This window comes from Priestia sp. YIM B13491, from assembly GCF_042787605.1.
Classification (GTDB): Bacteria; Bacillota; Bacilli; order Bacillales; family Bacillaceae_H; genus Priestia; species Priestia megaterium_E.
Genome location: NZ_JBHZOR010000005.1, coordinates 19,236 through 43,473 on the forward strand (window position 1 = coordinate 19,236; position 24,238 = coordinate 43,473).

Genomic DNA, 24,238 nt, shown 5'->3' on the forward strand with positions numbered 1-24,238 from the left:
CATGTCATTTCAACTATTATTAAACGTAATCATTGCATTCACATGGATGTTTTTGAGGGGAATTTGGACACTCCCTTCCTTTATTATAGGTTTTTTCTGGGGAGCAGTACTGCTGTTTGTTTTCCGCCGTTTTTTTCACAGACGTTTTTACTTGCATAAAGTGTATGCGATCATTAAACTGCTGTTTATTTTCATACGAGAATTATTCAAAGCCAATATTGCAGTGACTAAGGACGTATTGCGCCCTAAATTAAATATTCAGCCAGCCATCTTTGCAATGCCAACCCGTCTGGAGAGTGAATGGGAAATTACCATTCTTTCTCTTTTAATTACGCTAACGCCAGGCACACTGGTGATGGATGTGTCCGATGATAATTCTACTATCTATATTCATGCAATCAATACAGACGATATTGATGACATTATTACAGATATTCAGCAAACATTCGAAAAAGCCATTATGGAGGTGAGTCGTTAAATGCTCGATATTTTTTTAAACGTTTCGCTCATTCTCATTTCTGCTTCAACTATTGGGTTTGTTTATCGAGTGGTAAAAGGTCCGTCCACTGCTGATCGAGCAATGGCCCTTGATGCTATTGGAATTAACATCATTGCCATCACGGCCATCATCTCGATTATTTTTCGAACTCAGGCTTTTTTCGAAGTCATTTTACTGCTAGGCATCATAGCCTTTGTAGGTACCGTTGCTTTTTCTAAGTTTTTAGAGAAAGGAGAAGTGATTGAATATGAACGTGATCAGTGAAATCATTGTAGGAGCTTTGGTACTAATAGGGTCTCTTCTGACAGTTGTGACCATGATTGGGCTCATTCGCTTGCCTGATACGTACACAAGAAGTCACGCTGCATCTAAAAGTGCTACCTTGGGCGTTCTGTTTATATTAGTGGGCTGCTTACTCTACTTTTGGATCGACACCGGCCATATTAGTGCACGGTTAATTTTAGCGATTGTCTTTGTGTTTATCACCTCTCCTATTGCTGGGCATTTACTAGGGAGAGCGGCTTATTACAGCGGAGTTCCTCTTTCTGATAAAACCGTTCGGGATGATTTGAAAACCAAACAGCAGAAAAAGCTTACCCATCATGAATAGAAAAAAACGCCGTGCGGTTTGCACGGCGTTTTTTATCGAGAATCTTATAAAGAAGCGCGTAGGATTGCTAGTACATCTTCTTTGTTTAATTTTTTAAATTTACCAAATTCACCTTTAGCCATTGCACGATCAGCCATAAGATCTAATTTGTCTTCACCAATATCATAATCAGCTAAGCGAGTTGGTGCACCTAGGCTTGACCAGAATTCACGAAGCTTATCAACACCTTCAAGTGCTACTTCTTTATCCGTCTTGCCTTCTGTATCTACGTTAAATACGCGTACAGCTACTTGCTTGAAGCGATCTACGTTCTCATCCATTACGTGTTTCATCCAGTTCGGGAATAAAATTGCCAATCCACCTGCATGTGGAATGTCATATACAGCTGAGACCGCATGCTCAATATTGTGAGTAGCCCAATCGCCTTGGTGTCCCATTTGTAACATACCGTTTAATGCGATTGTCCCATTGTATAAAATCGTTTCACGTAACTCGTAGTTCTCTAAGTCGTTTAATAATTTTGGTCCCGTTTCAATAACCGTTTGCAGTACTCCTTCACACATGCGATCTTGAAGCGGAGTATTTGTTGCAGCATGGAAATATTGTTCAAATACGTGGCTCATCATGTCGACCATGCCATAAACTGTTTGATTTTTTGGTACAGTAAATGTATTAACAGGATCTAAAATAGAGAATTGAGGGAATGTTGCCGGACTGCCCCAGCCGTATTTTTCTTGTGTTTCCCAATTTGTAATAACAGAACCAGCATTCATTTCTGAACCTGTTGCTGCTAATGTCAGCACTGTTCCAAATGGAAGAGCTTCAGCTGCGAATACGTCGCGGTTAATGATGTCCCATACGTCTCCATCATATTTTGCGCCTGCTGCGATTGCTTTTGTACAATCGATTACGCTTCCTCCACCAACTGCAAGTAAAAATTCAATACCGTTTTCTTTACAAATATCGATTCCTTTGCGAACAGTTGTCAGACGAGGATTCGGTTCTACTCCCGCTAACTCATGTACTTCTGCATTCATGTCATTCAGTACATCCATTACTTGATCATATAAACCGCTGCGTTTTACGCTTCCTCCGCCGTATACTAATAATATCTTTTTACCAAAGCGACTTGCTTCTGTTTTTAATTGCTCTAATTGACCTTTACCAAAAATTAATTTTGTAGGGTTATAAAATGTAAAATTGTTCACTATAAACTCCTCCTTACGAGCTTGATTACATGCATCATTATGAAGAACAACTTTTTGATTGTAAAGAAAATTGACTTCCTAAAGATTATTCCCTGTTGGCTAGATGCTCACCCCATCCAAATGAACGTTTATTTGTCTGTATCTTCCAAAAGCAAATATGCATATTTCCCTCTAAAAAAAGCAGGCTAATAAGTGAACTACAAAACAAGGAGGGTTCATCATGAGTGGTATTCAACGTATTGCGCTCGTATTAACGATTATTGGAGCAATTAACTGGGGACTTATTGGCTTTTTTCAATTTGATTTAGTAGCAGCAATCTTCGGCGGTCAAACATCTGCTTTCTCCCGCATTATCTATGGATTGGTTGGAATCGCAGGACTGATTAACCTAGGTCTATTATTTAAACCTTCTGCTGAAGTAGAGCGTACAGAACCTAGAACGGAACATTAAAAAAGAAGGATAGCTAAGCTATCCTTCTTTTTTTCTTATTTCTTAATTAGATCTTCGCGGTTTGATTGCTCAATCCACTCTTCTAATTTTTCTTTTAATGTGTTGAATCCTTGAGTAGATTCAGTATGAACTGTTGCTTGACCTTGACGCTTTTTAGCAGGTTTTTTAGGTGCAGAAGCTTCAGTTTTTTCTGGAGCTGGCTCAGTTGCACGAATAGATAAACCAATTTTACCAGTTGACTCATCAACAGATAAAACTTTAACGTTTACTTCGTCTCCTACTGATAAATGTTCGTTAATATCTTTAACGAAGCCATGTTTTACTTCTGAGATATGAACTAATCCTTGAGTTTCTTCATTTAATGCAACGAATGCACCGTATGGTTGAATTCCTGTTACTTTACCTTTTGTAACAGTACCGATTTCAAATTTTGACATATAAACACTCCTAGATACCTTATTATTTTCACCATTATAGCCAATTTAAAATTATAGCACAGTTCATAGATTGAATCAAAAAGTAGTTATACTATATTTATTATTTACCAATTTCGTCACAAATATAAACTAACACTACATTTCATCATAGCAAAAAAGATATTATATCAAACCGTCTATAGGATATGACATAATATCTTATTTTTATTATAACTTATTTTCAACAAAACGGCTAATCCGTTTTATGGATTCTTCTAATGATTCCATTGAAGAGGCGTATGAACAGCGAATATGTCCCTCTCCGCCTTTTCCAAATACATTGCCTGGCACCACGGCTACTCGCTCTTCAAGCAAAAGCTGCTCAGCGAATTCTTCCGATGACAATCCAGTTTTTTTGATAGACGGGAACACATAAAACGCTCCTCCGGGAGAATGGCATTCCAGACCAATTTGATTTAATGACTTCACCATATAGTTCCGTCTTCTGCGATAGCTTTTTCTCATCTCTTCTACGTCATGCTGCCCATTTTGTAGCGCTTCAATTGCTCCATATTGTGCCATGGTAGGCGCACACATCATTGTATACTGATGAATTTTCAGCATTGCTTTAGCAATCTCAGTTGGTGCACATATGTATCCAAGACGCCATCCAGTCATGGCAAACCCTTTAGAAAAGCCAGAAATAATAATAGTTCGTTCTTTCATCCCTTCTAAAGAAGCAATAGATGTAAATTCTTCATCATATGTTAATTCTGCATAGATTTCATCCGTGATAACAAGCAAGTCATGCTTTATGACAATATCCGCAATAGCCTGCAGCTCTTCTTTAGATAGTGAGCTTCCTGTTGGATTATTAGGAGAGCATAAAAGAAGGGCTTTCGTGTTGCTTGTAATGACTTCTTCAATCTGTCTAGGCTGCAGTTTAAACTCTGTTTCTGCCGTTGTTTCAATTGCCACAGGAACTCCTCCTGCTAGCGAAATTAACGGACTGTAAGACACAAAATTTGGCTCCACGACAATAATTTCATCTTCAGGGTTAATCAAAGCTCGCATTGTAATATCTAGAGCCTGACTTCCTCCAACGGTCACAATAATATCATCTTTATAATCATACGAGACGTTAAAATTTCTTTTCATATACTTCATAATTTCAAAGCGGAGCTCTAAAAGTCCCGCATTTGCTGTATAAGAGGTATATCCTCTTTCCAACGATAAAATACTCGCTTCTCGAACAGCCCAAGATGTGACAAAATCAGGTTCACCTACTCCAAGAGAGATGACGTTATCCATACTTGCTGCTAAATCAAAAAAGCGGCGAATACCTGAAGGTTTCAGCTGTTGTACAGTTGTTGACAAGCGCTCTTTCATTACGGAGACACCACGATTCTGCGATCTTCATCGCCTTGATCATAGATGGTACCATCGTGCTTATATTTTTTCATGATAAAGTGAGTCGTTGTAGATAAAACAGAGTCTAGCGTAGAAAGCTTTTCAGAAACAAAAAACGCTACTTCAGACATTGATTTTTCTTCAATAATAACAGACAAATCATATGCTCCTGACATTAGGTACACGGATTTCACTTCTTGAAAACGATAGATGCGCTCCGCAATCTCGTCAAAGCCTACTCCTCGCTTTGGTGCAACTTTTACATCTATCATAGCCGTGACGCCCTCATGTCCATCTACTCGTCTCCAGTTAATATCAGCTGAATATTGCACAATTACTTTTTCTCTCTCTAGCTTTTTAACAATATTAGAGGTTTCTTCAAACGTTAAATCCACCATTTTTGAAATACTATCTATCGAAATACGGCTATTTTTTTCTAGAATTTCTAAAATTTCTAACTCTTTTTCTTCTAAGAACACCGCGTTCCCCTCCTACAACGATTAAATTTTTTCACTTTTTCCATTATATCAAATTTAAACACATCTTTAATGTGAAATCTATACCGGTAAGTGAGTTTCATTTTATAGATTGCTGGAAATTAGGACAGACTAGAAAGAAAAAGATGGAGTGAAACAAATTGACTGAATCTAAAATTACTTGCCACCAGCGTACTTTTAATGGAGTCAATGTTTACTACGAATGCCATAACTATCACCCTGATAAACCAGCCATTGTATTTATTCACGGCTTTTTATCATCGAGTTTTAGCTTTCGACGTTTAATTCCTTTATTTGAAGATACGTTTTCTATCATTACGCTGGACCTTCCGCCATTTGGGCGAAGTGAAAAATCGTTAACCTTTCAATACTCGTATAAAAATTTAGCCAGAATTGTCATCGAGTTGATTGAATATTTAAAATTGAAAGATGTTGTACTATCGGGACACTCAATGGGAGGACAAGTTTGTTTAAACGTAGCAAAGTTAAAGCCTTCTTGCGTATCGAAACTAGTTCTTCTTTGCAGCTCAGCTTATTTAGGCCCCTCACATTATGGATTGGTCATGTCTTCTTATGTTCCCTTCTTTTATCTGTGGGTAAAAACGTGGCTGTCTCGCAAAGGTGTATTAGGCAACTTGCAAAATGTCGTATTTGACCATAAGTTAATCGACGAAGAAATGATTGATGGCTATACTGAACCATTTTTGGATGACCGTACGTTTATGGCTTTAACGAGAATGATTCGTGATCGAGAAGGAGACCTATCCTCAAAGGATTTGCAGCACATAAAAAAACCAAGTTTACTCATTTGGGGAGAAGAAGACCGGGTTGTTCCTTTGCATCTCGGACGTAAGTTAAAAGATGATTTAACAGACTCTACCTTTATCTCTTTAAAGGAAATTGGACACCTTTTACCGGAAGAGTGTCCCGACATTGTGCAATCTCATATGGTCGATTTCTTGTACGGTGAAAAAGCCCTGTCTCAATAATGACGGGGCGGGTTCGTATATTTCACACGAGGCGCTAACTTTAATCAAAATTTATTAGTCGTGCTTCAGCAATTTTTTCACTTTCTTTATTGACTTCACAAGTTAACTTCGTTGACAAACGTATTAAAGATAAGCAAACTATTGTATTAAAAAGGGGGTACTTTTATTGTCTACTTATTCTTTTGATCAATTAATTAACCGTACAGGTACGCAGTCGGTAAAGTGGGACAAAACTGATCTTGTTTTTGGAGCAAAAGATGTTCTGCCTTTTTGGGTAGCTGATATGGATTTCCAAGCGCCGCCTAATGTTCTTCAAACCATTAATGAGCGTGTCAAACATGGTATTTTCGGCTACACTTCCCCTACTGAATCTACGGCGAATGCTTTATCATCCTGGATAGAAAAAAAGCATCAGTGGACCATTGATCATGAATGGATTACATACAGTCCAGGAGTTGTGTTTGCCCTGAGTATGGCTATTCAAGCATTTACGGAACCCGGAGATTCAATTTTAATTCAGCCTCCAGTCTATACTCCATTTTTTAACATGATAAAGGTAAATGATCGAGAAGTTGTTGAAAATCCGTTAAAACTTGCAGGCGATAAATACGAAATTGATTTTTCAGACTTAGAGAAAAAATTTGCAGAAGGCGTAAAATTAATGATTCTTTGCAGCCCTCATAATCCAGTAGGACGCGTGTGGACAAAAGAAGAACTGAAGAAGCTTGCCGACCTTTGTGAAAAATACAATGTATTAATTGTTTCAGATGAAATCCATTCTGATCTAGTTTATCAGCCTTATAAACACATTCCCATCAGCATGGTGAGTGAAGATGCAGCCAATCGAACCATTACGTGTATGGCCCCTAGCAAAACATTTAATATACCGGGACTTCAGGCTTCAGCTGTTATTATTCCAAATGAGAAACTGCGCACACAGTATGTTCAGCAGCAGCAAAAACAAGGGTTTTCTAATTTAAACACATTCGGAATAATTGGATTAGAGGCGGCTTACAGTGAAGGTGAAGAGTGGCTAGAAGCACTGCTTGTGTATCTGAAGAAAAATGTAGATCTCGTGACGCGTTTTATAAGTGAGAACTTGCCTGAACTGCGAGTGGTTCAGCCAGAAGGAACTTATTTACTATGGATTGACTGCAACAAGCTGCATTTATCAGAAGAAGAATTACATGAACGCTTATTAAAAAAAGGGAAAATCGCCGTAGAAAAAGGCGAAAAATACAGCTCCACATATGGAAAAGGTTTTATCCGCTTGAACATTGGCTGTTCACATGAACAACTTCAAGAAGGATTAAATCGCTTAAAAGTAGCTTTAACGTAAAAAACAGCGTTCTTTCTCACGAAAGAACGCTGTTTTTAATGTTTTTTTGAAATAACCCCGCAGGCGATTCGCTTTCCAGAATTACCTGATGGCTCTGTCATTCCGTCATCCCCTTGTTCGGTAATAACAAGGGACGAACCATCCATACGCTTAACAAGAGATGTCTTTCCTTCTTTTAACGTGACTTGAGGAACCATATCTGTTCCTGTATACGTCTGATCGTCTTCTACCACAATATTTTTCATATCGCCTAAATGCGGTCCTTTTGGATTTAACAATCCGTGTTTCTTTTTATCAGGATCAAGGTGATTGCCCGCACTTTTAAAGTTAGGAGCTTTGCAAATCCCCATTTCATGAATATGTACGCCGTGTTCCCCAGGTGGAAGTCCGCTTAAGTTGTACGTAAACTCAATTCCATCGGCCTGCTCTTTCAACTTGACTGTACCGATGCTATCTCCATCTGCGTTGTAGACTTTAACTTCTTTATTGGATATTTCTTTTTCCATACACCCCGTTAACAAGAAAAAAGGCACGGTTCCAATGAGTAGTAGTTTTTTCATGTTGCCCTCCAATCGCGTATGCACTAGCGAAAGTTTTAGATGTCTTTCCATAGATTGTCCAGCAACATATTATTTTAAACGCTTACATTTTATTTGCATTTCATTACAGTGATTTCTTATTTTGCTGTTCTTTCAGCTTTGCTTCTAATTCCTTCGTTTTTTCTTCTTCTTTTTTCGAAATCTTAATGATTAAACGCCATACTGCAACTGCTGCTAGTACAAAAAGCGCCATAGTAGCAAAAGCAGGAATATATTCTCTTTTATCTTCCGGAAAATAAAGCAAAAACATTAAATACATCATGTACAACATCCTTTCATAGAAACGGTAGGGGGTTTTGATTTATACTGGTGATAACAAACACTTTACTTAAAGGAGATCTGGCAATATGACATTTACAATTGGTCAAACAGTTACGGCACTTTATAAAACTGGGAAATATATCGGTGAAATTACACAAGTTCGAGATCTGCATTATGTTGTGCGGATTCAAGCTGTGTTAAAGCATCCAGAACAAGGTGACTTACATAATCCTGGGCAAGTGGACGTACCATTTTTTCACGAGCGAAAAGCACTTGCATTTCGAGAGCAGGCCAATATTCCTCAAAAAATGGTTCATCTCTATGAAGACAGCGTTCCCGATTATAAAAATTCACTAAAAAAAGCACTTGAATTAAAGATAGCTGAGCAACAAGCCAAAGACAGCCCTTTTGCTCAAGCAAGTATTGCCTGTTTAGAAGAGTTAAAAAAAGAGTACGGTATTCATTAAGTAAAAAGCCAAATTCACGTAGAAGTGATTTGGCTTTTATAATGCAAATTTATTTAATACTTTTGAAAAATCGATTCGATCTCCTATGGTCGTTGGCTCTGGTTTTTGAAGATACCGCTTATCTTTTTCTACAAGCTTAAAGATGTTGAGTGTCGTCATCGCATCATCAAGCGCACAGTGGTGCTTTCCAGTTCCTTCTTTACCATACTCCTGCACAGCTTTCCAAAGGCCAGTTTGATTTTGATCTCCAAAAAAGCGCTTATACTCCATTGAAAGATCAATTTCTTTACCTGCAAAAGGAAATGGCACCTTATTTTTTTGACAGCACTGCCTTAATACTTTCATATCCATGTTCCCCCATGTAATGATCGTGCTGTGTTTATACATGCCCAGTCGCTGTACAAGCTGCTCTAGCGTAATGCCTTCATTTACTTGATTTTGTTCGATATGGAGAAATGATTTACAGCGCTCAGTTAATTTTGTAAAGTGTGTAGGCTGTACGTAAGAGGAGAAACGATCAATGATTTCTTGATTTTTAACAAACACCAAACCAACTTCAATGATTTCCGGAAAAAAGCCTTTTGGAAAACCCTTATACTCTGGCATTGTAAATTCAAAATCAATGAATAAATACTGAGAGTTCTTATCCAATATTATCACCCCTTTGTAAAATAAACCGCCCTACTATATTAATGCTATTATAGCACGATTGAACAATCGGAAGGTCTATTTTCTGTTCTTATTTTTAATATTATGAATATTCTAGTTGCTGAATAAAAAGAATACTTTACTACTACTATATTCTAGAGCATGTCTCTATGCGCAGGGTAACTGTCACGAATAGACATAATTTCGCTTATTTTTTTACCTATTTTTTCACTTTTTTATGTATTCGCTCTTCCACATTCTCTTTAAACTCTAACACGAGTGTGTGAGGTGGCTCCTTCTGACTCCAAAAGCATACCTCACACCTTCTAGACTAAGCATTCTTATGTTTAGGCTTTAGGCAGAATAGCAAGGGTACATCTGGATATACAGATTAAATTCTCTTTTTCATCTTGAATTTTCACTTCCCAAACCGCTGTTTTTTTTCCTTTATGTAAAGGAACGCCTATAGCTGTAACGATTCCATCTTTTTTCCCTTTGATATGATTGGCATTAATTTCTAAACCTACGCAAATTTCTTTTTCGAGATCGACACTTTTAATGGCACCTAGACTAGCCACAGTTTCAGCTAACGCCACCGATGCTCCTCCGTGTAAAAGCCCGAATGGCTGACGCGTTCGCTCATCAACAGGCATCGTCGCTTCCACTCTTTCTTCACTCGCACTAATAATCTCAATTCCTAATGCTTCTAACAGCGTATCTTTTGTTTTCATATCCATACCTCCCTTTGCATCTAGTATACAATAACGGTTTTGCTACAACATATACGAACCCTCTACATATACATAATAAAAATCCGTTTTCTAGGAGGATTCTTATATGAAATCATTTGCTCCCTTGTCTTACTATTGGCCATCGTACTACATGCCTCACCCTTATACATACAGGGTACCTAACTTACCTGAGGCGAACATCGCGACATTTCAGCAATCTCTTAAAGTTATTCCCTCTACCATGCAAAGCGCTACTATCTTTATTCAAAGAGCTAATACTTCGCCAAATTTAATAAAAAAAATAAAAGCTGCTGCTCAAGAATCCAAAATGAGTGAAGTAAAAAGACTCATTCTTTCCACTGGTGTTAAGACAAAAATCGATGTTTTTTATACTCCAGACTATATTAAAATTACGTTTATTCATCCCGATACCCAATTTGACTGCTGTCACGTATCGTTAAATATTAGATGGTAAAATACAAGGAAAAAAGTCTTATTTTCTTCAAAAAAAGATGTACATGTTGTTTCGTTACGAATATTATAATATATGCCATTTTTGTATGTAAAAACAAATTACACGATAATTGTATTTAGGATACAAATATGATATTGTATTTGGAAATATATTTTTTCTTTAGGAGGGATGACATGATGAGACATGTTACGCTAGTAGAAATTTTCACGCATCCTATCGCTCAAAAATATTTAACTCGATCTGGCGTTGCGCATGCTGTATCCGTCGCCTATCATGCGTTTCGTCTATCCGTACAGCATAATGTAAACCCGGATTTAGCTACAAAAGCAGCGCTGCTTCATGATATTGGCCACTACGAATGGTACACAAATGGTCAGTGGGATTATGAGAAGTATCGTCAAAATGATATTCACGCTATTAAAGGGGCTGAACGTGCACATAAATTACTCATTCGTTTAGGTGAGGAACCTCAGGCGGCAAAAGAAATTGCTTTAGCTATTTTACTACACACAGACTCATATTTGCCTGAAGGAACAATTCAACAACGCCCTCTTCAAAAAGTAGTCAAACTAGCTGATGAAGCTGATGAAGAGCCAGGCGGCAAACACCATTACCGTGAATTGGAATATAATCTGGCTGTAAAGAAAATTAAGGAGCTTGATAAGAAAGTGCTTGAACTTCTACATTCCAACCAATTTAAACAGTTAGGCTGACAGGATTAACTCCTTTCATAAGAGTTAATCCTTTTTATTATTTCTCCTCATAATTCCCTGCAAATTACTCATACTACTTATTGATTCTCATTTTTGGTTAGTTAGGAGGAAGAAGAATGTCTAAAAACGCTAGAGGTTACGTGCAAGATTCTTGCACATCATTAAATCAGGCAAAAGCAAGCCTTGAACAAGCTCTTCAAACGGTAGAGAAAGATTCAAATCGTGAACGTATTGAACAATCTCTTCAGGCTGTAGAGCAAGCATTAGGAGCTTGTGACAGCACTGCTTCTACTCTTTCTCAAGCATGAAAAAAGCAGCCGGTTTTGATCGGCTGCTTTTTGTCATTATAGGGCCTCTATTTACAGGATAACTGAGGCTATCCACCCAAAAATAATAAGTGGAATGTTATAGTGAAGAAAAGTTGGTACACACGTATCCCAAATATGATCATGCTGACGATCGACTGCTAATCCAGATGTGGGTCCAAGCGTACTGTCTGAAGCTGGTGAACCAGCGTCTCCAAGCGCTCCCGCTGTACCAACAATACAAATCGTTGCCATTGGACTCATACCAAGTTCTAAGCAAAGAGGAACAAAAATCGTCGCGATAATTGGAATGGTAGAGAAAGAAGAACCAATGCCCATTGTCACTAAAAGCCCGATGACAAGCATAAGAAATGCACCTAGCATTTGGTTGCCGCCAATAAGAGCAACAGAGCCTTTTACAAGCGCTTCTACATCTCCAGTTTCTTGAAGAACTTTTGCAAAACCAGAGGCAGACAGCATAACAAATCCGATAAAAGCCATCATTCTCATTCCGTTCGTTAATACTGGATCTGCTTCATTCCACTTCAAAGCCCCGCTGAAGTAAACGACAACAATCCCTGCAAGCGCTCCGAAAATCATAGAATCTACTAAGAGCTGCACAGTTAAAGCCGCTACAATCGCAAGTAGAGCTACTATAATTCCTCTTGTTGTGTAACCTGTACGCTCCTCTGTGCCTTGATCGATGTCAATGTCTTCATAACTGCGCGGCTTGCGGTACGAAATAAACACAGCAAACAATAAGCCCGCTACCATTCCTAAAGCTGGAAGAGCCATCGCCGTAGTAATATCTCCTTTATCAATTGTTAATCCACTTTCTTTGATGTTAGTAAATAAAATGTCGTGATAAATCTTACCGAATCCTGCCGGCAAATACATATAAGGTGTAACCAATCCAAATGTAATCACTGTTGCGACTAATCGGCGATCGATTTTCAACTGATTAAATACTTTTAATAGAGGTGGAATTAAAAGCGGAATAAATGCAATGTGAACCGGAATAACGTTTTGAGAAAAACATGAAATAATAAGGATGATCAATAAAATCAGTACTTTTGACAGTGACTTCTTTTTCGTTTCTCCTTCTTTCCCTACTATTTTTAACGCTAGCTGAACAACGGCATCAGGCAGCCCTGTCCGCGAAACAGCCATCGCAAATCCTCCAAGCAAAGCATAGCTTAATGCAACAGAAGCACTGTTTCCAAGACCATCTGTGTATATACTTACTGTATCTGTTAGGCTGATACCGCCAACAAGTCCTCCAATTAACGCTCCGACTGCTAAAGAAAAGACAACGTTGATACGCAATAAGCTCAAAATCAGCATCACGAGCACAGCTATTAATACTGCATTCATTTTGAAACCTCCATTTTTCTTTTTACTTTATCTCATTAAAACATTAGAGAGATAAACAACATGTTCATTATATTAGGTATAGAAAAAAAGTCAATCATCTTATTAAATAAACGTTTGTTTAACTTCTCTACACCCTTAACAATATAAGGGTTTTTCTAAATAATCTTTTCTTACTAAAAAGAAAAAACATTATGTAAACATATTAAAAAAAGAAGCATCATCGATGCTCCTTTTTACTTTTTTTCTATAAATGCTATATTTTTTCATTAATTGACTTCAAATGAACAAACCATTGCAGCTAGTGTTCGCACCATCACGCCTGTTGCACCTGAAGGTCCCAACTCATGAGAAGCAGCGGATGTTGCAGTTCCAGCAATATCCAAGTGAACCCATGGTGTTTGCTCTGCAAACTCACCAATAAAGGTTCCTGCCATAATTGCGTGCCCCTCCCGTCCAGGAGAGTTATTTAAATCTGCTACCTTACTTCCCCGAACACGCTTTTTGTCTCGTTCTGTAATAGGCAGTTCCCAAATCGGTTCGCCTGTCTCAATGCTCGCTTTCGCTATTTGCTGCAACAAAGCGGAATCATTCGTCATTGCCCCAGTTGTATGTGTACCAAGAGCTACAATTACACCACCCGTTAATGTCGCCACGTCTACTAAATAATTTGCTCCGTGGTGTTTGGCATAGGAGATACCATCAGCTAACGCTAAACGCCCTTCAGCATCTGTATTCAGTACTTCTATTGTCTTTCCATTCATTGCTGTAATTACGTCATCTGGCTTAAAAGCACGCGCGCTAATAACGTTGTCAGTTGATGGAATGACAGCTACTACGTTTTGATGAGGTTTTAATTCTCCAATCGCTTCCATTGCACCAAGAACAGATGCAGCTCCGCCCATATCTGTTTTCATACCTACAATCCCGTCTTTAGATTTAATAGAGTAACCACCTGTGTCAAAAGTAATCCCTTTTCCTACCAACCCAATAACGTCTTCCCATTTTTCTTTTCCTTGATATTTTAGGACAATCATTTTAGGAGGCTCTGCGGAACCTTGATTGACTGCTAACAGTGCGCCCATTCCCAATGTTTCCATCTCTTCTTTTTCTAAAATTTCATATTCAAAACCATATGTATGTGCCATTTCTACTGCATAATTAGCTAAATCTGTAGCCGTTAGCATATTGCTTGGTAAGTTAACAAGGGTGCGCGCTGAGTTTGTTGCTTTTCCATACGTATATCCAACCAAAGCAGATTGTACAACGTCTTTATAAAAAGAAAGCAGTTCAATTTTCTCAAGCTGTTTGTCAGGTTCGTTTGATTTCTTTTTGTAGTTTTCAAACTCGTACATTGCAAGCTGTTGAGCTTCTCCTAACAAAGCTGCAGTTTCTTGCTCTGACCACGCTCCTGTATCAAATGTAGAAAGGGCTACCGATGCGTTTGAAATCTTCGCTTCTTTTAACTTTTTAAATAACAGCCCAAAGCTCTCTTTGAGCCCATTTTTAGTTAGCGCTTGCTTTCGTCCGAGTCCTACAAAATAAAGACGTTTTGCTCCTAATTTTCCTAGTGTATGAATCGTTGAAATACGTTTTTCTTGTACACGTATATCCCCTTCTTTAATCAAATGAATGAGCTGTCCACCTAAAGCTTCATCAATTTCTTTTAGAAGGCCTTCAAACTGTTGGTTTTGATTAAATAACCCGATTACCAGCGCTTCTGTTTGATGATCAACACCAAATGTTTCTACATGCGAAAACATAAAATTCCTCCTTTTACGTATAGAGATTTTATTTTTATTTATCATCTGCTTTGTTTAATCTATTCAGCAAGTGGAATATATATCATATTCACCACTGTTTTCATCTATATACATATGATAGCAGAAATACAATTTTTAATCACAGTTCAAAACCCTTAGTTTCACACATATACTTTCATCTACCGCTTTTTTCACCATACGGGTTTAGCTTTTCAGACATTTTAAGTTGAGGGAGGACGTCTCAATGGAGTTATTCTCAAATTTTCCACTTTGGAGTTCATTAATCGCTATTTTCTTTGCTCAATTTATTAAGATTCCCCTTTCTTTTGTAGCTACTAAGAAAATAGACGGCAGCTTATTTTTTAGTACGGGAGGCATGCCAAGCTCTCACTCCGCAGCAGTAACTTCCTTAGCAACTGCCATTGGGCTAGCAGAAGGTCTTAAATCTCCTATTTTTGCTCTCTCCGCTATTTTTGCCATTATTGTCATGTTCGATGCTAAAGGGGTAAGAAGACACGCAGGAGAGCAAGCAACGGTTTTAAATCGTTTGGTTGAAGACTTTCAGCGCGCGGTAAAAGAGGCAAAGCTGTGGACGACCAATGAAGAAGACGAAAAACAAGTGAAGCTAAAAGAGCTGCTTGGACATAAGCCTATTGAAGTTTTCTTTGGAGCCTTAACAGGGATAGCAGTTGCTTTTGTAACATATTATGTATGGCCATAAAACATAAGAAAACACATGAAGAGTTCTTCATGTGTTTCTCGTTTATTTTACCTGCTGGCGAAAAACTTGCATCGACTTCTTTTCATTCAGCATTGTTAACTCTTCTTCAGTTAAGCGGCCGTCCCCTGATTTCACTACATAGACGTTTAATTCTTTTTTACCCCATATGTTGTACACATCGGAAACAGTCTCAAAATATAAATCAAGATGATTGCCTTTAATAGCCCCACCTTTATCTGCTACCACTCCATAGCCATAGCCCGGAATAAACAAGATCGTGCCGATTGGGAATATGGTTAAATCAGCAGCGATGGTCGAATACAAGTCACGTTTTACTTTAACGCCCGAATATGTAATACCATACCCTGGATGATTGGGATTTTTCCCAGTTGATTCGTAACCAGCTGTGTAACCCGTAGCTAATACATTCTTAGTTGGATAACGCGACCAATCAAATGCTTCTTCAATCGTCAGACGCTCTTTGTCATTGCTAGCCGCTTCAGCTCTTAGTGGTTTTAGAAGTGATGGCAAGAGCCTTTCATTCATTAGAGGATGCCCTGTACTGTTTATAAAAGGCATATATTTGATGACTGTGGTTATTGGGACGCCAGTAATTGCTTCATATGTTGTAAACAGCGCTCCGACCAGTAGTAGGCACATAATGAATCGCTTTGCTATTTTTCCAATCATTGTGATTTCCACAACTCCTCTCACGAATCTATTTGTTTCCAACATAAAAACAAATTATTCGTTTGCGAGAAGAATTTACATTTAAAACATTTGGTACCCTCTTGTTCGTAAAGATTTAATGGTAATGCCTGAAGCTAGTGCACCTATAAAACCAGCCATTAAAATTGTAATGTCAGCTGTGGCTAAAGATAGCACTTTTGTCCCTAGCTGCTGAAAGGAGTAAGCGGGATGTTGAATGTAATCAACCGCTCTTACATCATCAATAATAAAAATAAAAATCACGGGATAAATAATGGCCATAATCCAAGACATACGAAGCAGCATATTTAATAAGAAACCGATTCCAAAAAACAAAACAAAAAACAACAAGATGGAGATAATTAGTACAGGCACACTCATTTCCATTGCTTTTCGCCTCCGTTACTCTTTATACTCTCAGTTTACTTAAGAGTAATGAAGGCGTCAATCACAGAAAAGTAAGTTAATACCAAAAAAAGCAAAAGGCTTAAAGACCTTTTGCTTTTTGTTTTAAAAGAAATTAAATTTTCCTTTTTTCAATACAAGACCTGCTCCGCCTTGAAGGAAAAGCGAGCGATTATCAACAACTTTTTTCATAAAAGATGCGCTTGAACCAAATAGTTTTCGACCATATACAACACCAATTGCGTCATCATGCCCTAACGAACATACCGTTCCTTTAATATCTGGTTTAAACTCACTTAATTCTTTTTGCCCTTTCATCAAACGGCTAATATTTTCAGCGCAGGTACCGCCTTGCTGCATAGCGATTTGAGCTGTTGGTGGATAAGGACGTTCTGTTTCAGGGTTAATCATTAGTGAACAATCTCCAATAACAAACACATCTTCGTGCCCTGGTGCCAGCAAGCTATTACTTACTTTTACACGTCCGCGCATGTTCTCAAATCCAGCTTTTTCAATCACATGACTGCCTCGAACACCTGCAGCCCATACAACTGTTGCTGATTTGATTTCTTCTACTTGGTCATCTTTTGATACAATAATTCCTTCTTCTGTACACTCTTTAATCGCTGTTCCGATCTTGAACTCGATTCCTTTTCGTTCTAGTTGTGTTACCGCATATTCTACAAGTTCTGGATCAAAACCTGGCAAAGCCGTAGGCGCTGCTTCTACACAAATAACGCGTACTTTTTCACGCGGAATATCAAACTCTTTGCAAAGCTGAGGGACTCGATTTGCTAATTCTCCCACAAATTCAATCCCGGTAAAGCCAGCACCCCCAACAATAATGGTCAGAAGTTCGTCTCTTTTTTCCACTTCATTGTTGTACGTCGCAAACACATAATCAATGTGCTCACGAATTTGACGTGCTGCATTAATGCTCGTAATGGTAAATGCATGTTCTTTTAAACCTTTAATTCCGAAAGTTTCTGCTTCATACCCTAAAGCAACAACTAAATAATCGTACGTTAGCTCACTGTTTTCAAGAAGAACACGCTTTTCATCTAACTTAATATCTACGACCGTGTCTTTGATAAATGTAACCTTATTTGTGTTAATTAAATTTTTAACAGGAACACGAGAGCGATCTTGATGAATTGTACCTGCTGATACTTCATGAAGCCATGTCGTTTCGTAATGGTAATCGTTTTTATTTACCAAAACAATTTCCGCATCACTAGCACCCAGTTTCTTTTGTAAATTAACAATTGTCATAATGCCGCCATATCCGGCACCTAAAATGACGATTTTAGGCTTTTTCATAGGAATGTCATCCACCTTTTTTAGTTATAGTCACAAGTATGTCTTACAAATATAATGATAAGAGCAATTTTATTTGGTTTGCTTTTTTATGTTAGTTTGAGCAAGAACGATCATCGCTATCCATTTATTATTCATATAAGAAAAACAATGTGAATCACTTCACGTTCTTTTTTAAAAAAATACATTTTTTCTTTTCAAAAAAATGTAAGCATAAGGCCTAGCTTGATTTACACAAACATCTTATGCTTTTTTAATCGATTTTTCAACCCTTCACTTTGTATTTACAAGCTTTTAAATTTTCAATTACTTTCCTGTATACCCAGTTTTATATTTGACCAAAACGTGTGGTTATGTTAATGATTACAAATACTGATTTTTAAGTTGAGAAAGTTTCTCAAACATTCCAGCGTGTTTTAATGATATTTTATAATTTACTATGCTATCATAAAGTAGAATATGCATTGGCACAGAACAATCTAGAGGTGATTATAAATGAAAGAAGATAAACAAGTATATGATATTACCATCATCGGAGGCGGCCCTACAGGCTTATTTACAGCATTTTATGGCGGTATGCGTCAAGCGAGCGTAAAAATTATTGAAAGCTTACCACAGCTTGGTGGACAGCTTTCTGCTTTATATCCTGAAAAATATATTTATGACGTAGCTGGTTTTCCAAAAGTACGCGCTCAAGAATTAGTCAATAATCTAAAAGAGCAAATGGATCAATTTAAACCTGCAGTTGCGCTAGAGCAAGCTGTAGAAAAGGTAGAGAAACAAGCGGACGGTGTATTTCGATTAACTACTAATTCTGAAGTCCACTATTCAAAAACAATTATTATTACGGCTGGAAACGGTGCATTTAAGCCCCGTAAAATCGAGCTAGAAAACGCAGAACATTTCGAGCAAACGAACCTTCATTATTTTGTGGATGATATGAATAAATTCAAAGGCCGCAAAGTATTAGTATGCGGGGGCGGGGATTCTGCTGTAGACTGGTCTCTTATGTTAGAGCCGATCGCAGAAAAAGTAACGTTAACGCATCGCCGAGACAAGTTCCGCGCTCATGAACACAGCGTAGAAAACTTGCATAATTCATCAGTTGATATTAAAACACCGTATGTACCGGTTGAATTTGTTGGAGATGACCGTATTACACAAGTTGTGTTAGAAAACACAAAAGGTGAAGAAAAGACAGTAGTAGACGTAGATGATGTTATTGTAAACTTTGGATTTGTTTCTTCTCTAGGTCCAATTAAAGAATGGGACTTAGATTTAGAGAAAAATGCAATTGTTGTTAACTCAAAGCAAGAAACAAACATTCCTGGCATCTATGCAGCAGGTGATGTCTGCACATATGATGGAAAAGTAAAACTCATCGTGGCAGGATTTGGCGAAGGTCCGACTGCCGTTAATAACGCTAAGGCATACATTGATCCAAAGGCTCGCTTACAGCCTATGCACAGTACGTCAATGTTCTCATAAAAAAAGCAGGCTCTCGCCTGCTTTTTTTTATTGCTGGATTGGTGTAACCATTCGATGAATGATTTCACTCATCATTTCCGCATCACTGCTTATTAAACAGATTTCATAAAAGGAATGGTTTCCTTCTTGACTAGTTACGGTCATTCTGTAGGCCTTCAAACCTTCGAGCTTACTTAAATATTTTACTACCTCTGATTGACCGGCAATACGTTCAATCAGCAGAATATGCTCTCCTTCAACTGCTCCGTAGCTTTCAGCCAGAGAGGCAGTAGCATTTTCATAATAGCGAATGTAAGGTTCAGAATGGTTAAGAGGCGCAGAGGACGAGTTTTGATGACAGGCTTCACCTGAGGAAAAAGGCAAATGCTGAACGAATAAATGCGATTCACTGAAGTGAATACTTTTTGCATTCTTAGACTCCATTTTGCTACTTTCAAGTTTTAACCAGTTTATAAACCCCTTCCATAGAATAGGCAGGGTGTTTTTTTTGCGAAAACTTCCGTAACCTCCTACTTGTTCCGCGTCGTAACGAGTCGCATCTATCAAATCCGTTCATCTCCTCTTTTTTATTGAGTATAAAAAAGACTGATTATTCAGTCAACAGTTTTGACAGATGATGTAACATACAAAAATTCCTCACTAAAAAAGCTTTCTTCACCGGATGAGGTGAAGAAAGCTTCTTGATAAAAATATATTTAGCACTCTTCAGGAGCACCTGCGTTGCTTGCTGTACGGAAAGAAGAGCCGCAGCCGCATGCTGCAATGGCGTTTGGGTTATCAATTGTAAACCCTCCGCCTAGCATAGATTGCTTGTAATCAATTTTTACATCTTTTAAAATTGGAGCACTTTCGCTATCTACAAGAATTTTAATGCCATGTTGTTCAAACAGCGTATCGTTTTCATTTACTTCGTGAGCAAAACCCATGCCGTAAGAAAGACCTGAACAGCCTCCTCCATTTACATTAACACGTAAATAGGCATTTTCTTCTTCATGTTCTTTCATCATATCTTTTATTTGAAAGCTTGCAGCTTCTGTAATTGTTAGGATATCTTGACTCATTTTTAAACAGACCTCCTTTTTTGTTTAGTATACGACGAAATGGCTGTGACGACAAATCGTCTGCTTCTTCATTTTTTAATAATAATACGTGCCGTCACAAATCACATTGGCTGGACCTGTCATTAATACATTGCCTTTATTTTGCCAAACAATCGTTAAATCTCCTCCAGCGAGGTGTACGACGGTAGGGACATCTTTTTTCGTCTTCTCATTTAACACAGATGAAACAACGGCAGCGCATGCTCCTGTTCCACATGCTTGAGTGATACCGGAGCCTCTTTCCCACACACGAAAATTCAGCTCTCTTTCGTTCACTACCTCGACAAATTCAACGTTCACTCCTTCTGGAAAACGCGAATCTTTTTCAACCACGGGCCCTAATGTAGTAAGTGGCGCTTGTTCAATATCATTTACGTAAAAGACAACGTGAGGATTTCCCATTGATACAGCCGTCCCTTTTAACCGTTCTTTTCCAAATTCCATCTCTTCATTAACGACCTGGTCTTGGCTTGCTCCCGTCATTGGAATTTGTTCTCTAGCTAAAATAGGCGCTCCCATATCGATTGTCACTTCTGGAACTTCATTTCCCTGCGGATGCACCGTTGCTTCTACAACTCCAGAAAGCGTTTCGATAAAAAATCTTTCGCTTGTTACTAAATTATGTTCATATGCATATTTAGCTACACATCTTAAACCGTTTCCGCAGTTTTTTGCTTCCGAGCCGTCATTATTAAATACGCGCATTTTCACATCTGCACGTTCAGATGGACAAATAAGAATCATTCCATCCGATCCAATTCCCGTATAAACATTTGAGACTTTTACAGCAAGCGGTGCTAACTCTTGCTCTTCTATATGTTCTTCAAACATATTTACGTAGATATAGTTGTTGCCAAGTGCATGCATTTTTGTAAACTGAAATTTTTTCATATTATCACCCATTATTTTTTTATGTAGCTCTAGTATAAAGTGATTCTCTTTTGTACACAATAATATCATCCCCCGTTTTTTTAGCTCCTTAATCATAAAGATTAAGGGGTTTTTTATTTTGTCCTCCTTTGGAGTATTAAAAAACAAAAGAAGCATTATGATTGCAAAGAGAATGGTTGAAGCACAGATATTTGCGCAAAACGCATAAAAAAGCACGGCAAGACTAGCCGTGCTTACATCATCTATTCTATTAGCCTCATGTCCCTCTCCTGATAAAAAGAGATACGACAGCGGGGATAGTTTAAAACATTGGATTTTCTTCTAAATGAATGTAAATATTATCTACTAACTGTTCAGGTGTTTCCGCTGTAACAATCTCTCCGTTTACCAAGGCAAATAAAGATTGTGAACATTTCCCGCAATAACCTAAACATCCGTATTCAATAATATCTAGATTTGGATCTTTTTCAAGCTTTTCTAAAGCTGTTTGAGAACCACTGGCTAAATTGCTAACGCAAAATTCAATAATTGGCTGTATCACGTTTCTCACCTCTCTACTATTAGTTTATCCTATCTTCTTTCATTTTCAACGTCAACTTTGGAAATTTACGTCCATTTTGCGCACGCTTTTTAGCTTCACAGACTTTTTCAAAAAAACGTATAAATAAAGCTTTATTACAGGGATAGCTTGAAATTATGTTGAAACATATTGTGGTTTTTTATTAATTTAGTTATACTTTTATGTATAGAAAACCAAACGAGGTTATATTAAATTATTATTTAAGTAAAATATGTTATCTTATATAGCCTTTCATATCTTTTTGGCAACCATCCTTATTAACGGTAATTTGTACTCTCCTATTCTTAAAAGTAAGAATAATAGAGAGAAAACAAAAATGCATGAAGCTAAAGGGGAAATTCACATGAAGAACCTTGTCATACTGGGCGGCGGATACGGTGGTATGCGCGTTTTGCAGCGCCTTTTTCCGAATCAATTGCCTAACGATGTAGAAGTAACGCTTATTGACAAAGCACCTTATCACTCACTAAAAACTGAATTCTATGCACTTGCAGCTGGAACAATCTCTGATCAGCATGTTCGTGTTGCTTTTCCTGAACACCCTCGCTTAAAAATTCGCTACGGCTGTGTAAAACGCATAGACCTAAAAGAGAAATGCGTCTATGTAGATGATCAAATGATCGCTTACGATGACCTGATTGTAGGACTCGGATGCGAAGATAAATATCATGGAGTTCCCGGAGCTCTTGAGCATACATACAGCATTCAATCCATTGATGCTTCACGAGCAACTTATCAGACATTAAACAACTTGCCAGCTCACGCTACTGTTTCAATTGTAGGAGCTGGATTAAGCGGAGTAGAACTAGCAAGCGAGCTAAGAGAAAGCCGCCCGGATTTAAAAATCATCTTATTTGACCGCGGTAAATTAATTTTATCTGCTTTCCCAGAACGTTTAAGTAATTACGTTCAAACTTGGTTTACTTCAAACGGTGTTGAAATCGTAAATAGTGCTAATATTACAAAAGTAGAACCGAACATTCTTTATAATCATGATGAGCCCATTCAAAGCGATGCAATCGTGTGGACAGCAGGTATCCAGCCAAATAAAGTGGTACGCGATCTAGACGTAGACAAAGATCCTCAAGGACGCGTCGTATTAACGAAATACCATAACTTGCCTGACGATGAAAATGTCTACATTTTAGGTGATTGTGCAAGCCTACCGCATGCACCAAGCGCTCAGCTTGCAGAAGGTCAGGCTGAACAAATTGTCCAAGTACTTCTTCACCGCTGGAAAGGCGAAGCGCTTCCAGATGAATTGCCAACTATTAAATTAAAAGGCATACTTGGTTCATTAGGCAAAAAGCATGGATTTGGCTTAGTTGCCGAACGTCCAATTACGGGACGCGTAGCTCGATTATTAAAATCAGGTATTCTTTGGATGTATAAACACCATAGTGGATAAAATAAAAGCCGTTAGATGACTGACAATCTAACGGCTTTTTTCATTATGAAGCGCAGAAACCATACTTCTCCATTTCCTCAAATACGCGCTTTAATTTCGGATTGCCTTCCCCAACAATTTCTCCATTAATAACCACTACAGGATAGAATAAATCTTCTTCAATCACACGCTTGGCAAAGGCTGCTTTTTCCGGATCCGTATGCGGCTCGTTTATATCTACATATGTGATAGCAAACGGTTGGTTCGGATATTTGCGAGAAATCGCTGCCTCTAGCCAATCGTAGGTGTCTTTTGAAGACGGCAGATTAACACAGCTTGCACAAACAATTTCAGCTCCATAAATACACACTTCTACCTCAGTTGATTGCATAGCACATCCCCCTTGAATCTTTACATACAAACTGTACGATTATTCACACTTTTACTTCATTATGAATACTATTTTACACAAAACTGATTCATTGCACATCTTTTTCGTTTAAGGTAACATTACGGTGTATACTCCGATAGATTTTTCATGAAAGACCGTTTATAATAAGAGTAGAAGAAAGGAGTCGATAGTTATGTCAGAAATGCACGAGCAAGTTCAAGAAGTATTAGAAAAACTTCGTCCGTTTTTACTTCGCGACGGTGGAGACTGTGAGCTAGTAGACGTAGAGGATGGTATTGTAAAGTTACGTCTTTTAGGCGCTTGCGGAAGCTGCCCAAGTTCAACAATCACGCTAAAAGCTGGTATCGAACGTGCCCTTTTAGAAGAAGTACCTGGTGTAGTTGAAGTAGAACAAGTATTCTAATCTCTTTGATTTTATTATAAAAGCAACCTCCGATTTTATTGGGGCTTGCGAATAAAAAATCCTCATTCAAATGA

General features: G+C 38.0%; 32 protein-coding genes. 14 read left to right on the top strand and 18 right to left on the bottom strand.

Features of this window, described 5'->3' with window-relative positions; genetic code table 11:
- Position 1: 1 nt before the first annotated feature.
- From ACFX4E_RS18570 to mnhG, 3 genes are read left to right on the top strand one after another with little or no spacing between them, the layout of a single operon-like run.
- Entirely contained in the window at positions 2-478 is a 477-nt protein-coding gene (locus ACFX4E_RS18570; RefSeq protein ID WP_013059594.1) for a Na+/H+ antiporter subunit E, read from the top strand.
- A complete protein-coding gene (locus ACFX4E_RS18575) occupies positions 479-763 on the top strand; it encodes a Na(+)/H(+) antiporter subunit F1 (RefSeq protein WP_013059595.1) in 285 nt (94 codons plus the stop codon).
- Positions 747-1,109, top strand: coding sequence for a monovalent cation/H(+) antiporter subunit G (gene mnhG / locus ACFX4E_RS18580; RefSeq protein WP_013085304.1), 363 nt, complete (start codon positions 747-749; stop codon positions 1,107-1,109). Before ACFX4E_RS18575 ends, mnhG begins: the two co-directional genes overlap by 17 nt.
- A gap of 44 nt (positions 1,110-1,153) precedes the next feature.
- Here mnhG and ACFX4E_RS18585 read toward each other — a convergent pair whose 3' ends face one another.
- Positions 1,154-2,317, bottom strand: a complete 1,164-nt coding sequence (locus ACFX4E_RS18585) for an iron-containing alcohol dehydrogenase (RefSeq protein ID WP_013085305.1) — start codon at positions 2,315-2,317, stop codon at positions 1,154-1,156.
- A 220-nt stretch (positions 2,318-2,537) separates the two neighbouring features.
- Here ACFX4E_RS18585 and ACFX4E_RS18590 point away from each other — a divergent pair, with 220 nt between their 5' ends.
- Positions 2,538-2,768, top strand: a complete 231-nt coding sequence (locus tag ACFX4E_RS18590; RefSeq protein ID WP_013059598.1) for a DUF378 domain-containing protein — start codon at positions 2,538-2,540, stop codon at positions 2,766-2,768.
- A 35-nt stretch (positions 2,769-2,803) separates the two neighbouring features.
- Here the strand turns inward: ACFX4E_RS18590 and yugI are convergent, their stop codons facing one another.
- The 3 genes from yugI to ACFX4E_RS18605 all read right to left on the bottom strand — a co-directional run bounded on the left by yugI (position 2,804) and on the right by ACFX4E_RS18605 (position 5,073).
- Positions 2,804-3,205 carry a S1 domain-containing post-transcriptional regulator GSP13 gene (gene yugI, locus ACFX4E_RS18595; RefSeq protein ID WP_013059599.1) on the bottom strand — a complete coding sequence of 134 codons (402 nt, stop codon included), beginning with the start codon at positions 3,203-3,205 and terminating at the stop codon, positions 2,804-2,806.
- Between the two features lie 207 nt (positions 3,206-3,412).
- Entirely contained in the window at positions 3,413-4,573 is a 1,161-nt protein-coding gene (locus tag ACFX4E_RS18600) for an aminotransferase (RefSeq protein ID WP_013059600.1), read from the bottom strand.
- Complete coding sequence (locus ACFX4E_RS18605; protein ID WP_013059601.1) at positions 4,573-5,073, bottom strand: Lrp/AsnC family transcriptional regulator; 501 nt, start codon at positions 5,071-5,073, stop codon at positions 4,573-4,575. The genes ACFX4E_RS18600 and ACFX4E_RS18605 overlap by 1 nt, the downstream gene beginning before the upstream one ends.
- Before the next feature lie 158 nt (positions 5,074-5,231).
- Between ACFX4E_RS18605 and ACFX4E_RS18610 the strand changes: the two genes are divergently transcribed.
- Both ACFX4E_RS18610 and ACFX4E_RS18615 read left to right on the top strand, forming a co-directional pair.
- Complete coding sequence (locus ACFX4E_RS18610) at positions 5,232-6,080, top strand: alpha/beta fold hydrolase (protein ID WP_013059602.1); 849 nt, start codon at positions 5,232-5,234, stop codon at positions 6,078-6,080.
- Between the two features lie 166 nt (positions 6,081-6,246).
- A complete protein-coding gene (locus ACFX4E_RS18615) occupies positions 6,247-7,419 on the top strand; it encodes a MalY/PatB family protein (RefSeq protein WP_028409586.1) in 1,173 nt (390 codons plus the stop codon).
- Positions 7,420-7,454: 35 nt separating this feature from the next.
- Here ACFX4E_RS18615 and ACFX4E_RS18620 read toward each other — a convergent pair whose 3' ends face one another.
- Positions 7,455-7,979 (bottom strand): superoxide dismutase family protein, encoded by a 525-nt coding sequence (locus ACFX4E_RS18620; RefSeq protein ID WP_013059604.1) that lies wholly within the window; start codon positions 7,977-7,979, stop codon positions 7,455-7,457.
- A 103-nt stretch (positions 7,980-8,082) separates the two neighbouring features.
- Positions 8,083-8,280, bottom strand: a complete 198-nt coding sequence (locus ACFX4E_RS18625) for a hypothetical protein (protein WP_028409587.1) — start codon at positions 8,278-8,280, stop codon at positions 8,083-8,085.
- A gap of 85 nt (positions 8,281-8,365) precedes the next feature.
- On the opposite strand from ACFX4E_RS18625, the gene kapB reads away from it, so the two are divergent.
- Complete coding sequence (kapB, locus tag ACFX4E_RS18630) at positions 8,366-8,746, top strand: kinase-associated lipoprotein KapB (protein ID WP_013059606.1); 381 nt, start codon at positions 8,366-8,368, stop codon at positions 8,744-8,746.
- 36 nt (positions 8,747-8,782) lie between these two features.
- Here the strand turns inward: kapB and kapD are convergent, their stop codons facing one another.
- Positions 8,783-9,397, bottom strand: a complete 615-nt coding sequence (kapD, locus tag ACFX4E_RS18635) for a 3'-5' exonuclease KapD (protein WP_013059607.1) — start codon at positions 9,395-9,397, stop codon at positions 8,783-8,785.
- 344 nt (positions 9,398-9,741) lie between these two features.
- The gene (locus tag ACFX4E_RS18640) at positions 9,742-10,125 is read right to left on the bottom strand and encodes a hotdog fold thioesterase (RefSeq protein WP_028409588.1); all 384 of its coding nucleotides are present in this window, start codon (positions 10,123-10,125) and stop codon (positions 9,742-9,744) included.
- 106 nt (positions 10,126-10,231) lie between these two features.
- Here ACFX4E_RS18640 and ACFX4E_RS18645 point away from each other — a divergent pair, with 106 nt between their 5' ends.
- The 3 genes from ACFX4E_RS18645 (at position 10,232) to ACFX4E_RS18655 (ending at position 11,621) form a co-directional block, all read left to right on the top strand.
- On the top strand, positions 10,232-10,600 hold the full coding sequence (locus ACFX4E_RS18645; RefSeq protein WP_060745804.1) for a YuzC family spore coat inner layer protein: 369 nt from the start codon (positions 10,232-10,234) through the stop codon (positions 10,598-10,600).
- Positions 10,601-10,776: 176 nt separating this feature from the next.
- Positions 10,777-11,313 (top strand): HD domain-containing protein, encoded by a 537-nt coding sequence (locus tag ACFX4E_RS18650; protein WP_028409590.1) that lies wholly within the window; start codon positions 10,777-10,779, stop codon positions 11,311-11,313.
- Between the two features lie 116 nt (positions 11,314-11,429).
- Positions 11,430-11,621 (top strand): hypothetical protein, encoded by a 192-nt coding sequence (locus ACFX4E_RS18655; protein ID WP_013059611.1) that lies wholly within the window; start codon positions 11,430-11,432, stop codon positions 11,619-11,621.
- Positions 11,622-11,672: 51 nt separating this feature from the next.
- Here ACFX4E_RS18655 and ACFX4E_RS18660 read toward each other — a convergent pair whose 3' ends face one another.
- On the bottom strand, positions 11,673-12,992 hold the full coding sequence (locus ACFX4E_RS18660; RefSeq protein ID WP_028409591.1) for a Na+/H+ antiporter family protein: 1,320 nt from the start codon (positions 12,990-12,992) through the stop codon (positions 11,673-11,675).
- A 266-nt stretch (positions 12,993-13,258) separates the two neighbouring features.
- Positions 13,259-14,752 carry a leucyl aminopeptidase gene (locus ACFX4E_RS18665; RefSeq protein ID WP_098791938.1) on the bottom strand — a complete coding sequence of 498 codons (1,494 nt, stop codon included), beginning with the start codon at positions 14,750-14,752 and terminating at the stop codon, positions 13,259-13,261.
- Between the two features lie 244 nt (positions 14,753-14,996).
- Here ACFX4E_RS18665 and ACFX4E_RS18670 point away from each other — a divergent pair, with 244 nt between their 5' ends.
- The gene (locus tag ACFX4E_RS18670) at positions 14,997-15,473 is read left to right on the top strand and encodes a divergent PAP2 family protein (protein WP_013085319.1); all 477 of its coding nucleotides are present in this window, start codon (positions 14,997-14,999) and stop codon (positions 15,471-15,473) included.
- Positions 15,474-15,515: 42 nt separating this feature from the next.
- Here the strand turns inward: ACFX4E_RS18670 and ACFX4E_RS18675 are convergent, their stop codons facing one another.
- From ACFX4E_RS18675 to ACFX4E_RS18685, 3 genes are all read right to left on the bottom strand, one after another.
- Positions 15,516-16,163 carry a 3D domain-containing protein gene (locus ACFX4E_RS18675; RefSeq protein WP_028409593.1) on the bottom strand — a complete coding sequence of 216 codons (648 nt, stop codon included), beginning with the start codon at positions 16,161-16,163 and terminating at the stop codon, positions 15,516-15,518.
- 81 nt (positions 16,164-16,244) lie between these two features.
- Positions 16,245-16,568: a YuiB family protein gene (locus ACFX4E_RS18680; RefSeq protein WP_028409594.1), complete on the bottom strand. Its 324-nt coding sequence runs from the start codon at positions 16,566-16,568 to the stop codon at positions 16,245-16,247.
- 123 nt (positions 16,569-16,691) lie between these two features.
- A complete protein-coding gene (locus ACFX4E_RS18685; RefSeq protein WP_025752690.1) occupies positions 16,692-17,906 on the bottom strand; it encodes an NAD(P)/FAD-dependent oxidoreductase in 1,215 nt (404 codons plus the stop codon).
- Between the two features lie 492 nt (positions 17,907-18,398).
- On the opposite strand from ACFX4E_RS18685, the gene ACFX4E_RS18690 reads away from it, so the two are divergent.
- Positions 18,399-19,391, top strand: a complete 993-nt coding sequence (locus tag ACFX4E_RS18690; protein ID WP_377238066.1) for an NAD(P)/FAD-dependent oxidoreductase — start codon at positions 18,399-18,401, stop codon at positions 19,389-19,391.
- 27 nt (positions 19,392-19,418) lie between these two features.
- Here ACFX4E_RS18690 and ACFX4E_RS18695 read toward each other — a convergent pair whose 3' ends face one another.
- The 4 genes from ACFX4E_RS18695 to ACFX4E_RS18710 all read right to left on the bottom strand — a co-directional run bounded on the left by ACFX4E_RS18695 (position 19,419) and on the right by ACFX4E_RS18710 (position 21,923).
- The gene (locus tag ACFX4E_RS18695; RefSeq protein WP_028412618.1) at positions 19,419-19,937 is read right to left on the bottom strand and encodes a hypothetical protein; all 519 of its coding nucleotides are present in this window, start codon (positions 19,935-19,937) and stop codon (positions 19,419-19,421) included.
- Between the two features lie 149 nt (positions 19,938-20,086).
- Positions 20,087-20,452, bottom strand: a complete 366-nt coding sequence (locus ACFX4E_RS18700; RefSeq protein ID WP_013059620.1) for a HesB/IscA family protein — start codon at positions 20,450-20,452, stop codon at positions 20,087-20,089.
- Between the two features lie 75 nt (positions 20,453-20,527).
- The gene (dapF, locus tag ACFX4E_RS18705) at positions 20,528-21,382 is read right to left on the bottom strand and encodes a diaminopimelate epimerase (RefSeq protein ID WP_028409596.1); all 855 of its coding nucleotides are present in this window, start codon (positions 21,380-21,382) and stop codon (positions 20,528-20,530) included.
- Between the two features lie 301 nt (positions 21,383-21,683).
- Positions 21,684-21,923 carry a YuzB family protein gene (locus ACFX4E_RS18710; RefSeq protein ID WP_013059622.1) on the bottom strand — a complete coding sequence of 80 codons (240 nt, stop codon included), beginning with the start codon at positions 21,921-21,923 and terminating at the stop codon, positions 21,684-21,686.
- 382 nt (positions 21,924-22,305) lie between these two features.
- Here ACFX4E_RS18710 and ACFX4E_RS18715 point away from each other — a divergent pair, with 382 nt between their 5' ends.
- On the top strand, positions 22,306-23,370 hold the full coding sequence (locus ACFX4E_RS18715) for an NAD(P)/FAD-dependent oxidoreductase (RefSeq protein ID WP_028409598.1): 1,065 nt from the start codon (positions 22,306-22,308) through the stop codon (positions 23,368-23,370).
- A 43-nt stretch (positions 23,371-23,413) separates the two neighbouring features.
- Here the strand turns inward: ACFX4E_RS18715 and ACFX4E_RS18720 are convergent, their stop codons facing one another.
- The gene (locus ACFX4E_RS18720; protein WP_013059624.1) at positions 23,414-23,740 is read right to left on the bottom strand and encodes a YuzD family protein; all 327 of its coding nucleotides are present in this window, start codon (positions 23,738-23,740) and stop codon (positions 23,414-23,416) included.
- Between the two features lie 193 nt (positions 23,741-23,933).
- On the opposite strand from ACFX4E_RS18720, the gene ACFX4E_RS18725 reads away from it, so the two are divergent.
- Positions 23,934-24,164 (top strand): NifU family protein, encoded by a 231-nt coding sequence (locus ACFX4E_RS18725; RefSeq protein WP_013059625.1) that lies wholly within the window; start codon positions 23,934-23,936, stop codon positions 24,162-24,164.
- The last annotated feature ends 74 nt before the right edge of the window (positions 24,165-24,238 follow it).

Excerpts from the sequence above, each read along its gene's own strand:
- ACFX4E_RS18570 (WP_013059594.1), top strand. The coding sequence starts at position 2 with ATGTCATTTCAACTATTATTAAACGTAATCATTGCATTCACATGGATG.
- ACFX4E_RS18575 (WP_013059595.1), top strand. The coding sequence starts at position 479 with ATGCTCGATATTTTTTTAAACGTTTCGCTCATTCTCATTTCTGCTTCA.
- mnhG (WP_013085304.1), top strand. The coding sequence starts at position 747 with ATGAACGTGATCAGTGAAATCATTGTAGGAGCTTTGGTACTAATAGGG.
- ACFX4E_RS18590 (WP_013059598.1), top strand. The coding sequence starts at position 2,538 with ATGAGTGGTATTCAACGTATTGCGCTCGTATTAACGATTATTGGAGCA.
- yugI (WP_013059599.1), bottom strand. The coding sequence starts at position 3,205 with ATGTCAAAATTTGAAATCGGTACTGTTACAAAAGGTAAAGTAACAGGA.
- ACFX4E_RS18600 (WP_013059600.1), bottom strand. The coding sequence starts at position 4,573 with ATGAAAGAGCGCTTGTCAACAACTGTACAACAGCTGAAACCTTCAGGT.
- ACFX4E_RS18620 (WP_013059604.1), bottom strand. The coding sequence starts at position 7,979 with ATGAAAAAACTACTACTCATTGGAACCGTGCCTTTTTTCTTGTTAACG.
- ACFX4E_RS18625 (WP_028409587.1), bottom strand. The coding sequence starts at position 8,280 with ATGATGTATTTAATGTTTTTGCTTTATTTTCCGGAAGATAAAAGAGAA.
- kapB (WP_013059606.1), top strand. The coding sequence starts at position 8,366 with ATGACATTTACAATTGGTCAAACAGTTACGGCACTTTATAAAACTGGG.
- ACFX4E_RS18640 (WP_028409588.1), bottom strand. The coding sequence starts at position 10,125 with ATGAAAACAAAAGATACGCTGTTAGAAGCATTAGGAATTGAGATTATT.
- ACFX4E_RS18645 (WP_060745804.1), top strand. The coding sequence starts at position 10,232 with ATGAAATCATTTGCTCCCTTGTCTTACTATTGGCCATCGTACTACATG.
- ACFX4E_RS18650 (WP_028409590.1), top strand. The coding sequence starts at position 10,777 with ATGAGACATGTTACGCTAGTAGAAATTTTCACGCATCCTATCGCTCAA.
- ACFX4E_RS18655 (WP_013059611.1), top strand. The coding sequence starts at position 11,430 with ATGTCTAAAAACGCTAGAGGTTACGTGCAAGATTCTTGCACATCATTA.
- ACFX4E_RS18660 (WP_028409591.1), bottom strand. The coding sequence starts at position 12,992 with ATGAATGCAGTATTAATAGCTGTGCTCGTGATGCTGATTTTGAGCTTA.
- ACFX4E_RS18665 (WP_098791938.1), bottom strand. The coding sequence starts at position 14,752 with ATGTTTTCGCATGTAGAAACATTTGGTGTTGATCATCAAACAGAAGCG.
- ACFX4E_RS18670 (WP_013085319.1), top strand. The coding sequence starts at position 14,997 with ATGGAGTTATTCTCAAATTTTCCACTTTGGAGTTCATTAATCGCTATT.
- ACFX4E_RS18675 (WP_028409593.1), bottom strand. The coding sequence starts at position 16,163 with ATGATTGGAAAAATAGCAAAGCGATTCATTATGTGCCTACTACTGGTC.
- ACFX4E_RS18680 (WP_028409594.1), bottom strand. The coding sequence starts at position 16,568 with ATGGAAATGAGTGTGCCTGTACTAATTATCTCCATCTTGTTGTTTTTT.
- ACFX4E_RS18685 (WP_025752690.1), bottom strand. The coding sequence starts at position 17,906 with ATGAAAAAGCCTAAAATCGTCATTTTAGGTGCCGGATATGGCGGCATT.
- ACFX4E_RS18690 (WP_377238066.1), top strand. The coding sequence starts at position 18,399 with ATGAAAGAAGATAAACAAGTATATGATATTACCATCATCGGAGGCGGC.
- ACFX4E_RS18700 (WP_013059620.1), bottom strand. The coding sequence starts at position 20,452 with ATGAGTCAAGATATCCTAACAATTACAGAAGCTGCAAGCTTTCAAATA.
- dapF (WP_028409596.1), bottom strand. The coding sequence starts at position 21,382 with ATGAAAAAATTTCAGTTTACAAAAATGCATGCACTTGGCAACAACTAT.
- ACFX4E_RS18715 (WP_028409598.1), top strand. The coding sequence starts at position 22,306 with ATGAAGAACCTTGTCATACTGGGCGGCGGATACGGTGGTATGCGCGTT.
- ACFX4E_RS18720 (WP_013059624.1), bottom strand. The coding sequence starts at position 23,740 with ATGCAATCAACTGAGGTAGAAGTGTGTATTTATGGAGCTGAAATTGTT.
- ACFX4E_RS18725 (WP_013059625.1), top strand. The coding sequence starts at position 23,934 with ATGTCAGAAATGCACGAGCAAGTTCAAGAAGTATTAGAAAAACTTCGT.